Raw genomic sequence first — 13158 nt, forward strand, 5'->3', positions numbered from 1 at the left:
CGGAGGGAGCGGCGCAATGATGGAGCTCATCGGCGTAGTAATTCTGGTGCTTGTTGTACTTGTGCTGTTCCAGGTTGTTGCAGCTCGCGAACGCCTTATTTTGGAACTTCGGGAAAGAGCTAGTCAGCAGGGCAGGGATATCGCAGCTTTGCGTCAGCTCACGGATGCAATTGCAGACCGTGTTCTTCTGACCCGCGACCAACGACGGGTGAAGTGGTTTGACGAATTGCCGTCAATCGCGTTGGACGACCTGAAGGCCCTTTCTTCGGGCTCCGAGTGCGAATTGATTGTGGCATTCGGCGGCAGCGATGATGCTGAGGTCGTTGGGCTGCACTACCGGCACGACCGCCTGGAGTTCCGCTCGGACGGCGAAAAAGATGCGGTTGCCCATGGCTTTGCGCGTCAATGGGCAAAAATTGAGAACGATAGGCCCGTCAAAATACATGTGAACCAGTACGCGCTAACGTCTAAAATCGTTGGCATGGAGCAAGACGGTTTCGTCAAGCTCGCCCCATACAAAGCTTGTTTGCCTGAGTGAGGGTGCCGAATGGATGACGAATTTGATAAGCTGATCGCGGAGCTACAACGGGTAAATTCCGAAGCATTCGATTGGAGTGCCGAGGGCAAGTTCCCGAATTTCGTGGCTGTGCCGGGTGGTCAATGTCATTTTTCCCCACAGGCTCAACTGAGCATGGCCAAGCTTGGGCGATTGATCCACAGTAACAGGTGCGCGTCGGACACACGTATCGAGGCAGTTGAACTAATTAAAATGCTTCGAACGGTAGTGGCCTTTGCGTACGCAGACGGGTTGTTGGTTCGTGGGGACATAGCTTCGATACGCGCTGGCAAACGCGTGTTGCTTGAGCGACTACAGTTGAAAATTAAAGAGACCGCCGAACCCATCACCCACGTGTTCCCAGCTTGGACCACGGGATTAGAGCGAAAATCGCCGGTGCATCTTGGGCCGGTGAGGGTGTTGGCTGTGTCTGATTGGCTGGAGACTGTCGAGATCTATTCCAGCCCCGAGGATGACTGCATAGACGCTTCATGGAAGCAAGCCGTACAGGGGCTTGTCCCGAAACCCGATGATGCGCGGACATCCCTTTTAGTTGACGCGGTCGAGGAGTCCCTGGGGACATGTAACGCTGTTGTTGCAGTGACGATTGAAGGCTTTGAGCGGGAGTTCTCAAGAAAGCTCGCCCACATCGCGGCCAAGAATTGCCTTGACATCCTCTCGCTGCTTCATGAAACACCGGATACGTTCGTCACCCAAGGGCTTCTTGAAGACCGAGTGCAGCCACTTGAGACGCGTACGCTAAGCGAGATTGATGGATTTTTAGATATCGCCGGAAATAGGAAACTTAGGCCTAGGCTTGTTGGTGCAAGGTCGGTGGCCGTTTTGGAGCGCATTAGCGACCTGGGAGGTTCCATCTCCAAAGTGGTCAGGGCGGTTTTGACTGATCCTGATGTTGCGCAACCCCAGTTGTGCGCGCGTTGGTCTATGGCGCTTCACTGGTTTGCGGAAGGTTGCCGCGAGCCTGATGATGCGGTTGCAGTCGCGAAAATTGGGGCATCCCTGGACGTCCTATCCGGCGGCGGTAGAAGAGCTGGAATACTGAAAACTATATGCTGTCTTTTGGGCATGGATTGCACTGCGGTTGTAACAACGTGGCCGGTGCCAAAAACTTTGGAAAAGTTGGTAGAAGAGATATACGAGTACGGTCGATCTCAAATTCTTCACGGAAACCACGTGGACAGGCTCAAATCCTTTGCGGAACTTCGCCAAGTTGCTCAGCAGTTGTGCGGGATAGCCCTTCGCATTTCACTGGAACGTTTCGGCTCCTACGACGGTGCCGATGAACCACGAGCGTTCCAATCAATGACGGCGGCACCGGCCTCATGAGTTGCAGTGCACGTTCATGCAGTCGGTTGGCCAGAGCGATACAGTATGACTATGGCGTGCGCGCACAATGAATTCATTGGCTCCCGCTTTGGATAATTCAACAGGAGATGGACGTGCCGCACACACCGAATATGGATACGCAGGTGTCGATGTTTTTGTTGCGGTCGCGCGCGCGAACCGCCGACATCCAGCGTCGTTCACTGATGAACCAGTCGTCGGATATCGAGGAGCTCACTCGCCACCGAATTTCTGCTGAGGGTTGGGAGCGCTGCTTGTTGCGTGAGGGTCCGCGCCAAGCCGAGGAAGTCATGCAGTTGTGGTGCGTGTTGCAGGCCAAGCGGACTGTATTTGAGGCTCTTTCAGACGACGAGGATGTCGTCATGCAGACGGTGCAATCCATGCGCTCGGACGAACAGTTGAACGTCGATATTGATAAGTGGGTCACCTCCGCCGCGTTCCACGACACATTGCGCTCTGCGCAGTTCCACACGGTCAGCGAGCGGTATCCGCCTCTGCTGCTGCATGAGACTGATCAGCTGAAGCAGGGCAAGGTGCGGGTTGCCACTATCTTGAGAAACGATTTGACGTTTGACGGGACAAGCACGTACGACTATATGGATCTTAACTACGAACTGGAAGCCCAAGCCAAGCGCAACCGTGAAACGCTCTTGGCCTACGCAAAGGGTTTGTGGTTCGATCACTCTGTTTACAGTCGCGCCATCAAGAGTATCGCAGCAGGGGATTCGGATCTGCTTTTGAAGTTCGACCAGGGTGTCCATGCCGCATACGATCAGACGGTGTCACAGGCGTCACTGGGCGACATCATGGTTAAGTCCTTTGCCGCACTGTGCGCGCAGACGCCCTATGGCGCGCAAGTGTTTGTTGAATAGTTGAGAGCATGATTGGCTGGATGGAGCCAAAGCAACGCAGGAAGTTGAGCATGGGCTCTGTTACCGTCGTCGCGGCTGGCCAGCGAAACGCGGAGGCCCCTTGCAGCTGGATTGGGCATGCAACGTGCGTGCGCCATAAGGTTCCTGACACCAGATGCAGTAATCGCCGCGATGTGAAACCGCTGGTCTTGGGGCTATGATGCGGCCATCGAATAAGGACGTTGTGAACATGCCATCTTCAGCACTGAAACGATCTCGGCACCTTGTCTCTCTCCGTACCGTCTTGATGTGCTCCCTGCTGGCGTTGTCCGTGCCATGCTTCGCGGATGGGCCTTTGGGGATTGGCCCTTTGAAGTTGGGCATGAGCAAAGAAGAGGTTGAGGTGCTTCCGGAGGGTGGCGTGCGCATCGCCGCCCCGCTGACAACCTACCGGCCTCCCGGCAACGCGCCTGCGATCATCAAGATGGGCGAGGAGAAATTTGACACTCTGCTTCATACGCCCTGGAGCGGTACGCCACTCAAGGCGGTGCTGACCTTCCGTCTGGGGAAGCTGCAGGGCGTGTACGTCAGTTGGCATGACGACGGTCCAGCGCTTGAGCCCATTGCCAATCAAGTGGCTGAGAAGTACGGCCCTGCGAAGATTGCGGATCGAACGACCACCGAACGCTGCCCGTCGGCTGGGGGTGGAGTTGTTGAGGTGAAGAACGGGACCTACGAATACTCATGGAGCCAGGACGTGGACAACCGTGAAGTTCGGACCAATATTTCAAGTTACGTGATTGACGGTTGTCTGGGGCGCAGCTACAACCAGCGCCGGACGACCTTAAATGGTCTCAGCATCAACTATGTTCCGAAGACATCCAACCCGTTCTAGAATAATTGAAGCGTTCTCTCTAACAAATCAATCGGGAGTGCACGACATGGGCGAATGGTCTGACTATTTTGAGGATTTCCCCGAGGAAAATCCGGCGAACTTTGTTGATGGCCGGTTTGACCCCAAGGGTGCGGCCGAAAAACACGCGCGTCAAATGAAGCTTATGGAGCAACAGGCGGCTCTAGACAGCACTGTGGCGCAGATGATTCAAGAAGGAAAAGATCGCCAGCGGGCCAAGTCCGGGAAGTCGTGATTGCGTACGACGCTCGCCTGTTTTGGGCTGCAACAATGCAATGATCAGTAAAACGGAGAACACTGTGCCCTACACGCCCGACATGCCCACGCAGGTCAAGCTGTTCGTTCTGCGATCACGCGCGCGAACTGCTGATATTGACCGACGCTCAATGCTAAACCAAACGATGGATCTGGAGGCTAATCAACGTCATCGTGTAAGCGCATTGGGTTGGAAGGCGTGCTTGCTGCGTGAGGGGCCGCGTCAGGCGGAAGAAATCATGCAGTTGTGGTGCTTGTTGCAGGCCAAACGGTGCGCATTTGAAGAGCTTTCAGAGGATCAAGATCTTGTCGATGAGCACTTGAAATCGCTGTCTGTTGATGAGGACTTTAAGTCATCTATCGATAAGTGGTTCGAATCCGCTGTGTTCCATGACACGATCAGGTCCACTCAATATAAAGGGGTGAGCAACAAGTCGCCGCCATTGCTGCTCAGCGCAAGCGAGTACTTTGAGCAGGGCCGTGATAGGGTTGTTGCCATCTTGACCCAGGAACTCAAGTTTGACGCGGAAACCGGATGCGAGTATATGCGGTTGAGCTCACAACTTGAGGCTCAGGCCAAGCGCAATCGTGAAACGCATCTGCGGTACGGGAAAGGTTTGTGGTTCGATCAAGTGTCTTATAGCCGCGCCGCTAAAAGTATTGCAGAAGCGGAAGGGGATGACGGGATCCTGTTGAGATTTGACCAAGCTGTCTACGCAGCGTACGAACGGGCTATCGCGCAGCCTTCTCTGGCCGACACGATGGTTCGGGCATTTGCCGCTGTGTGCGCGCATACGCCCTATGGTGCGGGAGCGTTTGTTGAATAGTTGGGGACTTGATGGCGTTTCCCTGTTTGACGGCAAGCCAAACGGCTGGTCTGTTGGGTGCGCTCAACGGCCTTGTAGCCAGTTGTTGTCCTGAAGCACTGCGGCCACCCGTCAAAAAAAACCCGCCGAAGCGGGCTTTTTCTTATTCGCGCGAACCGTTGTAGCACACTTCAAGAAGCGAGGTTCTCCCACCTATTTGCTCGCTCATACTTTCAAACACCAACGATTTTCCATATTTTTCGTCATACAAGGCGAAGAACTCATCCCACACCTTCCGGTGCGCGTCGTTGACTGTGCTCGTGATGGTGCGCACCACTTCTTGGAGCCGCGCAAGCGTTGCATCAACACCGGCCTCCGACATCACAAACGCAATGTCGTCCGTGGAGAGTTTGCCGGTCATGACATGGCTTTCAAAAATTGATATAGGGTTCATCGAGAAGGCCAGAAAAGGGATTACCTTTTTCCCGGATCCATCTTCAAGCATGTTGTACAAATTCACCACATGACTGTCCACGCGTAGCAGCATGAAGTTTGGATCTCTGCTGTTGGCGTAGAAGGCCATATTTTGAACATCGCGCGAGCCAACAACGGCCAGGGCGTAGTTGAAGCGGGCAATAAGCCTCAAAAGCACTAGGGCTGCAACTTCATTGGCCGCGTCCGTTGCAGGGTTCGATAGGTCCGATATCGAATTGAAGAGCCCACCCAAAGCCAGAGTGTACGAGCTTTCGTAATGATTGGAAGCGCTGGACAAGATGTCTGTTCGGTGGTTGTCCAGCTCCATTGGTTTACCGTTTAAGCGCAGTTCGTGCGCTTCACGTACATCAAAGTACGGTCGGTCATCGGAGTACCGGCTGTGAAAAATAAATCGGCACAGACAGTCCAGTTGGATGTTACGCGCGCGCCATTTCGATAAATCCTCTGACAGATACACAGTACCCCCTTTTTATGAGTGTGGATCGTATAGCTAAGCGTGCCTGGATGTCGCCAGCGAAATATTATCGGCGTAGGGGCTGTTGGCGCGCACCAGGGTATCTCGCGCGTTTGATAGGTTAGCTTCGACATTATCAAGCAAGTCCTGAAGATCTTCGTTACCTGGGAAATGCAAGATCGCGGCACTATGCGCGAGCCCGAATGATTGATCCATCGCATTCAACCATTGACCAATCATCTTTTCTTTTCCGTTCGATGTTTCTAAGTTGATGATTAGCGAGGCAATTAGTGATGTTGCCTTTCTCAGTCGCTCTGTAGACATAATAGTTTGTGTTTCAAAGTCCTTTAGCAGCACGCTGACTGATTTATCAGAGTGGAAGCCAAAAGTGAGTCGCCCTTTGAGTTGGTTGTACAAAGGCTCAGGCGTGTTCACGATGATGTGCAAAATTTCTTTGTCCACTTGGACATATTTCATCGCGTTATAGTCAAGGAGTGTTATATTCCCTTCCCCCAATAAGTTTTTAAGTTCTTCATTGAGAGGGTGGGTGTTGTCGCGATCCTTGTAAAAAATGGTAGAGCATGCTGTTGTGATGTGGAAATCTGAAATTCCTTTCAGTTTGCCTGCCTTGATGCTATTGAGAATTCCTTCGCCGAGCATAACTGCTTGCGCTGCTTTGTTTCCAAAGGTTGTCTGACTTGTTAGGCAGTACGCGTGCAAGACTGAGTTGCTTACTCCCCATGCGTCCAGATTTACGGTACGCGCGCGCCCGCCAATCAAGCAGTCCTCGGTAGGTTCCTCATCAATTAAGAGCAAGGGGTTGCCACTTTTCTCAATCCATTGTCGGAATTGTCCATGGTGCTCGTGTAAGGCTGCGTCTATTCTTTGTTTGCAATAATGTGTGTCCGTTTCACTCATTATTCCTGTTTCAGTGAACTCCTGGTAAATCTCTTTGAATCGAAAATCTTGAAGGTCGTGCTCCATCATTGAATGCTGATAAAAATCAAGCTGTGCGATGTATCTTAAGAAGGCGATACATGGCCCCTCGCCAATAAACTGAGTGGTGATTGAGTAAGGCACTTTGCCATCATCCGCCGAATTGGCTTGATGCCCATTCGACAACAACGATTTGTTGGGCGGATACTTGAGGATGGATATTTCCAGTGAGAACGCTTCAAACAAGTTGCGTATTATTTTATTAGGCATTTCTGTGCACTCATCCGTTACGTTGATTGACGACGGCTTCACGCCTCTTCGTCGCAGCGTTTCTTTGACCATGCTGTCGAGTTCCAGCAATTGTTTGTCCGTCAGGTCGTCTGTGTTCATTGGGTGGTTCTCCAACGTATGCGCTTAGGTCTGGTTTCATCATATCTGACCGAGGGCTGCGAGGATCCGAGAAATGCGTGAGTACCAAGGCCAGCGTCACCGCATGTCGCGGAGGACGGGAAGACGTTCAGTTGCTGGTGTTAGTAATCCTGCTAACGGCGGCGTAGACTACGGCACCCCTGATCTTCCTGCGTGCACCATGACACCCGCACTTCCAAGCGCTCCTGTAGACCCCGTTGTGGCGCTTCTACCGCTGATGTCCACACGCCCTGCGGCTGGCTTCCCGTCGCCCGCTGAAGACCACTACGGGGCCCAAGACACGCTGGACTTGAACCAACGCTGTGTTGTCCACCCATTGGCGACCTTTTTTGCCGAGGCATCGGGTTCCTCGATGGTGGGCCATGGGATCCAGCCGGGGGACACACTGGTTGTTGATCGATCGCTCACCGCCCGCCACGGTGATGTGGTGGTTGCCCTGCATGAGGGTGGCTTCGTGGTCAAAGAGCTCAAGACGCGTGGTGAGGCCTACGAGCTCCATTCCAGCGATGGTGTTACACCACCCATTGTCGTCGCCGAAGAACTGGACGTGTGGGGCGTCGTGACGTGGTCGTTTCACCGCCATCGATGACTGCGGATGTATGAGTGACCGTCAGTACCTACAGCCGCCCAAAATGTAAAAATCGTGGACAGAAGGCCAAAGGAGGGGTGTGGTGCGACGTCAATCAGTAGGGGCGGCAATTGAGAGTTTGAAGTCGGCTGCCAACGCTGGCGAGGCAGACTTCCTGCACGTTGAAATATTGGGGCAACTGATTGACGCGGCCGGAGATATGAAAGACGAGGCGCTGCTTGAGCAATGCATAGCAGCCACCGAGTTGCTCCGCGACCACTGTGGCGAGGAGCATGGCAGTTGGCTGCACTACTGCCACGGTAACGCCTGGGGTTCGCTGTACCTGCTTCGGCATCCAGACGACAACACGTTGTCGTGGAAACAGCCTGAGCTGGTAAAGCAGATCTTCCACTACCGCTCCGCAATCTTGCATCCAAATTACGCAGAGCTTACGTGGTCGGACCGAGCACAGATGCACTGCAATTTGGCGAACGCTTACAAAAAGGTTGGCCGGGTGCTCGATGGGTTCGAACATTGGCGTGTTGCCCTCGATCTTGATCCTCGCCTCGCGATGGCTTCGGGCAATATGGGCGACGCTTTTTTCTTCTACGCGCGCAGTGTCTATGAGCATCAACATCAAATGTGGTTGGCGCTCAAAGGGTGGGAATACTTGCGCCACGCAGTCTCCATTGGCGAGCATGGAGCAACCCATGCAAGTGCGGCAAATCGGTTTGCGATGAACCTCGGAGAGTGCGAGAAGATGTTTGCACACAACGGAATTCATGAGCCGCCGTCATTGGAGTGGATGAAAGAGTATTCCATGGGCGAGGATGAAGGCGAACAGCGATACCGTGAGTGGTGCTTGCACCGCCGTCTGTTCTTGAACCCGATGAACGACGCGTACGAACAACCTGTTGCGTCTCATGACTCTCTGTCATTGCCCACGCACAGGGGTGACGTTGCGGGCATCACGTATCTAGCGTTTTTCAATCAACTCAAACAAGAGTTCGTGTACGCCCGCTGGAGCCTCTTTGAAGGCACATTCTCGGGTCAGCTGCACGTGGCGGATCGGGAAACCGCGCTTGCATCCAACGCGGATCAGTCTCGCTACAGCGTCCAAATTGAGCAAGTCAAAACTGCGTTTCGCGCGTCGTATTCGTTGCTCGATAAAGTCGCGTACTTCATCAACGACTACATGCCTGTTGGCTTGCCAGAGAAGCAGGTTGATTTTTCCTCGATTTGGACCGAAAACAAGAGGCCAAACGTTGGTCAAGTCCGCGCTGTTTTTGAGCAGTCAGAGAACATCTGGCTGCACGCGCTGCATCAGTTGTCGAAGGACATCTATGATGAAACGACCAGTCAGGTAGCGTCACCTGATGCGCAAGCTCTCAAAGAGTTGCGCAACCATCTTGAGCACAAATTCGTCAAGGTGGTTTGGTGCGTAGGGTTGTCCAACCCAGGAGCAGGAATGCACCACGACAACCTGGCCTACGAGATCACATTGGACGATCTTTCTGCGAAGGCGGAACGTCTTCTTCAGATGGCGCGTTCAGCACTAATCTATCTGTGTCTGGCGATGCATCGGGCGGAACAACGGCGGGCCCAGGACGGACCGAGCATCCACTTCGCTGTTGATGTCCTTTCCGACGATCTGAAGGGCTAAGCTGATGTTTGGGCTTGTGGACGGCAACAATTTTTACGCGTCGTGCGAGCGTGCGTTTGACCCGTCGCTTCGTTCGCAGCCGGTCGTGATCCTCAGCAACAACGATGGGGCCGTGATTGCCCGCTCCAATGAGGCTAAGGCCCTGGGGGTGGGGATGGGTCAACCCATCCATGAGGTGCCGCGCAACGTGCGCCAGCAACTCAAAATACGATCCGCGAATTTCGCGCTGTACGGCGACCTGAGCAGCCGCATTGCCTCAATCCTTGCGGACCTGTTTCCGTCCATTGAGATCTACTCGATTGACGAAAGCTTTGTGTCGTTCGATGGCATTGCTGAACGCGACTATGTCCCACTGGCCCGACTGGCGCGCGAACGGATTTTGCAGTGGACCGGTGTGCCCTGTTGCGTGGGGATTGCTCCCACCAAGACGTTGACAAAAATGGCCAACAAGATTGCCAAGACCGGTGACGGTGTGTGGCGTGCGCGGCGTTCGGATCTGGGCAATTTCCCGATTGGTGATGTGTGGGGTGTTGGGCGGAGATGGTCCGAACGGCTGCAAGGGCAGGGGGTGCATACGGCGTTGGATTTGGTTCGCTCTCATGACATCCAACAGCGGTTTGGCGTGGTCCTAGCCCGCACGCAGACCGAACTGCGCGGTGTCTCATGCGCCGAACTCGAAGTGAGTGAGCCACAGCGTCAGCAGATCATCGTCAGCCGCTCGTTTGGCCGTGAGGTGGACACATTGGCCGACCTACAACAGGCCGCGTCCACCTTCGCGCAACGGGCGTGCGAAAAACTCCGGGTGCGGGAGCTGCAGGCCGGAGGCGTATGGTTGTTTTTCCATACAAACGCTTTTAAGGACGTGCCGCAGTACCACCCATCCCACACCATGCGTCTGCCGGCACCCACAAGCGACACCCGCGAGATCCTGCGCGCCGTCCACGCCATGGCTGACGGCCTGTACCGAGATGGCTACCGTTGGAAGAAGGCGGGTGTTGGGTTGGTTGATCTGGCTCCTGGGTCGATGGGGCAGGGGGACCTCTTCTCAACGCCCAATCCCAAGGCTAAGGCTCTGATGGCCGTTCTGGACCAGGCGAACCGCAAGTTCGGCCGTGGAAGCATGCGAATGGCTTCTTCAGCTATTCAACCGCAGGCCGATAAGGCAGCATGGGCCATGCGTCAAGAACACTTGTCGCCCGCCTACACCACTCGATGGAATGAGATCCTGAAGGTGGGTTGATCACTGGACCAAAGGGCATAAGATGAAACGGATTTTCGCGCTTGCCATCATTTCCATTTTGGGAGCCTGCGATCAGTCGGCCCCACCGCCACCGCCTCCCGTTGCACAACCGGCCGTGGTTGAACCTGCGCCTGCGTCCGAAGAAGAGCCAGCGGAAGAGCCAGCGCCCGACGAGTCAGCCTCGCTGGATGTGTCTGACGTGGTCGAGGATCTGCACCGGCAGATGAAAGACAAGAAGGTGCTGTACGACAAGTTGTGGGCGGCCGCAGAGGCAATCAACGACTACAACCATGTCGGTACGTACTACAACGAGTACCACATACCCGAACACTCATGTTACGTGCTTGGGCGGCTGCTCAAGCAAGACCAATATATTGCTGGCACCGTGATGACGTACGACCCCGACTATGTCACCGCCACTACCGATAACGCCCAGGATCTGCGCGTTATGGCCGTTTCGTTGGGTAACTTTGAAAGTGTGGCGACCGGCATCATCGGTCAAGCTCACGACGAGCGCGTCATCGAATGGAATTTAGACTGCGTCGGCCGATTTGGTATTTCGCGCGATGCATCAATCAAACAAACAGGGCAGTCGTCGTTCTACGTGATCAAAGGCGAAGGCAGGGTTCTGCAAGTTCTAGGGGACATAGAGAAGGGTTTTGCGCAAAAAGTTATTGACGCAGTTGAAGCTAATCCTAAAGTCGAGCAGGTTGCATTGGGAAGTGGCGGCGGCTACGTGGTCGAAGCAATCGCGGCTGGCCGATACATTCGCAACAAGAGGTTAGAGACATCGCTGTGGAACAACTGCTATTCCGCATGCCCATTGGTCTTCATGGGCGGCGTTAATCGCGTCAACTGGTCTCCTTATGGGGACTTAGGCTTTCATCAAGTGGCGGACGAGAAAAGAAATTCTGTGCCGCTGGAGCACCCAATATATCGCGCTATCTTTGAGTACACGACTGAGATGGGTGTTGACCCAAAGTATGTCCTTGAGCGCATGTGGAGTTCACCACCAGATGGCATGACGATGGTTGAAGGGCAGGAGGATGAATTGTGCAACGCGCGAATCATCACCTGGGTACAGCGTGGGTGTTCGAAGCCCAACTGATTACGTTCTAAAAAAAAGGATTTGCCGTGTACGCTGTTCAACGCAATTGTATGGTCCTTGTCTTTATGTTGCTGGCGCTCGTGCACACAGCCAAGGCGTCTAACGACCCAGAGAACTCAGAGAATTGGGCCGTGACTTCCGCTTGGGTGAAGGAACTGCCGACCCTTGAACAGCAGATTGTGCTGGTGTCGTTGGGGTTGGGCATGTCAACGCATGTCGATACGAAGCTCATCCCTGCTGTTAAAAGCAAGGACGACATGCAATGGGTCTTGAAGGTCGCAGGTACGTCCAACGTCATGCTGTCGGGCTTGGCAACCCGTGCAGATGGGGTGCGCGCGTTTTTTGACGACCGGTCGAAGGTCTATCTTGATGTCATCAACGGACGGATTGACGCGGATGTGTTTGAAAAGGAAATGGCAAGGCTCAACGTAAGAATTGAGCAGGCCACCGCGCATATAACACCGCAGGAAATTGCCCAGGTGCGCAACAAGTACCGCGACCGTTTGCGGGACACTGAAACAACAATGATCGCCTATGCAAAAATGCGCGCCAGATAGTGCGGCCGCGTCGGGCAAAAAAAAGCCCGCAAAAAGCGGGCGTCTTTTAAGTTATAGGGCGATTAAACTTCAAATTTCACTTCAAATTTTCCATCCTCCTTTTCACTGTGTGCCGGAAGTCCAGCTTCGACTTCCTTGGCAACTTCGTCAGTGGCGCGACGAACATTCTTTTGCGATTTTTTCGTGAAAGCCGGTTTGGCCTGATTGGCTGCATGGAAAAGGCACAAACTGCGGAAAAAATCTCCGTTAAGTTTTCCATTTCCGCAGTTTACCGAAATCAACTCCCCGCTTGCACCGTTATCCATCTCTTCAACGATGCGGGAAATTGAAAGCATCGCTCTCCTATCAACATCGTGAACTTTCTTCGCCATCGTATTTTCCTGCTCAGAGTGCGAAACAAGATATAAGCGGAATGCGAGGCGATGACAAGCCACTGGCCGCGCTGGCCGAAGCAACTACCGTGCCGCTTGAGACGGCGCTCGGCGGGCCAACCACTAAGTTTTCGTATGGCGTACTGAAGCTAACCCTATCTGTTGTGGTCCGGCACTGGCTGAACAATTGTGCAATTTTTCAGCATCGCTCCCCCAGATACGTGGCCGTTGCCTAGGCAATCGAGGGTGACGGCCTGTCCAGTGCGCAAATCGGAAAGCTCGTCCTTGCGGTCAGGGTCCAGCACCGCCACGGGCCGGTTGGTGATGTCTGTGCCTTCAAGCACCAGGATGGGCGAGCGTCGGTAGAGCTCAGGCTCTTTCGCTACGATACCCGTCACGCGCAGCCTAACGTCCTTGAAGCGCTTGTCGGCGGCAGCAGTGTCGCGCGCGTATGCCGCCACCAGCGCAGAAGACTCTACTGCGACAGGGACTGGAGGGGTTCCAACAGCCACTAGAAGCAAAACGGTCGAAATTAAAGGCATGTCGGTGTGTAATGTAGGACGAGACCCAATGTTACACGCATGCGTTCGG

15 protein-coding genes are annotated in these 13158 nt (G+C 54.1%); 11 read left to right on the top strand and 4 right to left on the bottom strand.

Annotated features, from left to right (window positions below; translation table 11 throughout):
- Positions 1–16 precede the first annotated feature (16 nt).
- The 6 genes from ACVOLZ_RS05365 (at position 17) to ACVOLZ_RS05390 (ending at position 4767) form a co-directional block, all read left to right on the top strand.
- Positions 17–538, top strand: a complete 522-nt coding sequence (locus ACVOLZ_RS05365; protein WP_481515338.1) for a hypothetical protein — start codon at positions 17–19, stop codon at positions 536–538.
- A 9-nt stretch (positions 539–547) separates the two neighbouring features.
- Positions 548–1903 (top strand): hypothetical protein, encoded by a 1356-nt coding sequence (locus ACVOLZ_RS05370; RefSeq protein WP_481515339.1) that lies wholly within the window; start codon positions 548–550, stop codon positions 1901–1903.
- Between the two features lie 107 nt (positions 1904–2010).
- The gene (locus ACVOLZ_RS05375; protein WP_481515340.1) at positions 2011–2793 is read left to right on the top strand and encodes a hypothetical protein; all 783 of its coding nucleotides are present in this window, start codon (positions 2011–2013) and stop codon (positions 2791–2793) included.
- 361 nt (positions 2794–3154) lie between these two features.
- Positions 3155–3667, top strand: coding sequence for a hypothetical protein (locus ACVOLZ_RS05380; protein ID WP_481515341.1), 513 nt, complete (start codon positions 3155–3157; stop codon positions 3665–3667).
- 46 nt (positions 3668–3713) lie between these two features.
- Positions 3714–3920, top strand: coding sequence for a hypothetical protein (locus tag ACVOLZ_RS05385; protein WP_481515342.1), 207 nt, complete (start codon positions 3714–3716; stop codon positions 3918–3920).
- A gap of 40 nt (positions 3921–3960) precedes the next feature.
- Entirely contained in the window at positions 3961–4767 is an 807-nt protein-coding gene (locus tag ACVOLZ_RS05390; protein ID WP_481515343.1) for a hypothetical protein, read from the top strand.
- A gap of 142 nt (positions 4768–4909) precedes the next feature.
- On the opposite strand, the gene ACVOLZ_RS05395 is transcribed toward ACVOLZ_RS05390, so the two are convergent.
- The gene (locus ACVOLZ_RS05395; protein ID WP_481515344.1) at positions 4910–5548 is read right to left on the bottom strand and encodes a hypothetical protein; all 639 of its coding nucleotides are present in this window, start codon (positions 5546–5548) and stop codon (positions 4910–4912) included.
- A gap of 183 nt (positions 5549–5731) precedes the next feature.
- The gene (locus ACVOLZ_RS05400) at positions 5732–7021 is read right to left on the bottom strand and encodes a hypothetical protein (protein WP_481515345.1); all 1290 of its coding nucleotides are present in this window, start codon (positions 7019–7021) and stop codon (positions 5732–5734) included.
- Positions 7022–7277: 256 nt separating this feature from the next.
- On the opposite strand from ACVOLZ_RS05400, the gene ACVOLZ_RS05405 reads away from it, so the two are divergent.
- From ACVOLZ_RS05405 to ACVOLZ_RS05425, 5 genes are all read left to right on the top strand, one after another.
- Positions 7278–7649: a LexA family protein gene (locus ACVOLZ_RS05405; RefSeq protein ID WP_481515346.1), complete on the top strand. Its 372-nt coding sequence runs from the start codon at positions 7278–7280 to the stop codon at positions 7647–7649.
- A gap of 82 nt (positions 7650–7731) precedes the next feature.
- Positions 7732–9291 (top strand): LA2681 family HEPN domain-containing protein, encoded by a 1560-nt coding sequence (locus tag ACVOLZ_RS05410; RefSeq protein WP_481515347.1) that lies wholly within the window; start codon positions 7732–7734, stop codon positions 9289–9291.
- A gap of 16 nt (positions 9292–9307) precedes the next feature.
- Entirely contained in the window at positions 9308–10531 is a 1224-nt protein-coding gene (locus ACVOLZ_RS05415; RefSeq protein WP_481515348.1) for a Y-family DNA polymerase, read from the top strand.
- Between the two features lie 22 nt (positions 10532–10553).
- Positions 10554–11639 carry a COG3904 family protein gene (locus ACVOLZ_RS05420; RefSeq protein WP_481515349.1) on the top strand — a complete coding sequence of 362 codons (1086 nt, stop codon included), beginning with the start codon at positions 10554–10556 and terminating at the stop codon, positions 11637–11639.
- 50 nt (positions 11640–11689) lie between these two features.
- Positions 11690–12196, top strand: coding sequence for a hypothetical protein (locus ACVOLZ_RS05425; RefSeq protein WP_481515350.1), 507 nt, complete (start codon positions 11690–11692; stop codon positions 12194–12196).
- A gap of 62 nt (positions 12197–12258) precedes the next feature.
- Here ACVOLZ_RS05425 and ACVOLZ_RS05430 read toward each other — a convergent pair whose 3' ends face one another.
- Both ACVOLZ_RS05430 and ACVOLZ_RS05435 read right to left on the bottom strand, forming a co-directional pair.
- Positions 12259–12567, bottom strand: a complete 309-nt coding sequence (locus tag ACVOLZ_RS05430) for a hypothetical protein (RefSeq protein ID WP_481515351.1) — start codon at positions 12565–12567, stop codon at positions 12259–12261.
- 155 nt (positions 12568–12722) lie between these two features.
- Positions 12723–13109, bottom strand: coding sequence for an OB-fold protein (locus ACVOLZ_RS05435; protein WP_481515352.1), 387 nt, complete (start codon positions 13107–13109; stop codon positions 12723–12725).
- Positions 13110–13158 lie beyond the last annotated feature (49 nt).

Source organism: Stenotrophomonas sp. STEN020, from assembly GCF_056760195.1.

Bases quoted from the DNA above. Each gene is read 5' to 3' on its own strand.
- ACVOLZ_RS05365 (WP_481515338.1), top strand. From the start codon at position 17: ATGATGGAGCTCATCGGCGTAGTAATTCTGGTGCTTGTTGTACTTGTG.
- ACVOLZ_RS05370 (WP_481515339.1), top strand. From the start codon at position 548: ATGGATGACGAATTTGATAAGCTGATCGCGGAGCTACAACGGGTAAAT.
- ACVOLZ_RS05375 (WP_481515340.1), top strand. From the start codon at position 2,011: ATGGACGTGCCGCACACACCGAATATGGATACGCAGGTGTCGATGTTT.
- ACVOLZ_RS05380 (WP_481515341.1), top strand. From the start codon at position 3,155: ATGAGCAAAGAAGAGGTTGAGGTGCTTCCGGAGGGTGGCGTGCGCATC.
- ACVOLZ_RS05385 (WP_481515342.1), top strand. From the start codon at position 3,714: ATGGGCGAATGGTCTGACTATTTTGAGGATTTCCCCGAGGAAAATCCG.
- ACVOLZ_RS05390 (WP_481515343.1), top strand. From the start codon at position 3,961: ATGATCAGTAAAACGGAGAACACTGTGCCCTACACGCCCGACATGCCC.
- ACVOLZ_RS05395 (WP_481515344.1), bottom strand. From the start codon at position 5,548: ATGGAGCTGGACAACCACCGAACAGACATCTTGTCCAGCGCTTCCAAT.
- ACVOLZ_RS05400 (WP_481515345.1), bottom strand. From the start codon at position 7,021: ATGAACACAGACGACCTGACGGACAAACAATTGCTGGAACTCGACAGC.
- ACVOLZ_RS05405 (WP_481515346.1), top strand. From the start codon at position 7,278: ATGTCCACACGCCCTGCGGCTGGCTTCCCGTCGCCCGCTGAAGACCAC.
- ACVOLZ_RS05420 (WP_481515349.1), top strand. From the start codon at position 10,554: ATGAAACGGATTTTCGCGCTTGCCATCATTTCCATTTTGGGAGCCTGC.
- ACVOLZ_RS05425 (WP_481515350.1), top strand. From the start codon at position 11,690: ATGGTCCTTGTCTTTATGTTGCTGGCGCTCGTGCACACAGCCAAGGCG.
- ACVOLZ_RS05430 (WP_481515351.1), bottom strand. From the start codon at position 12,567: ATGGCGAAGAAAGTTCACGATGTTGATAGGAGAGCGATGCTTTCAATT.
- ACVOLZ_RS05435 (WP_481515352.1), bottom strand. From the start codon at position 13,109: ATGCCTTTAATTTCGACCGTTTTGCTTCTAGTGGCTGTTGGAACCCCT.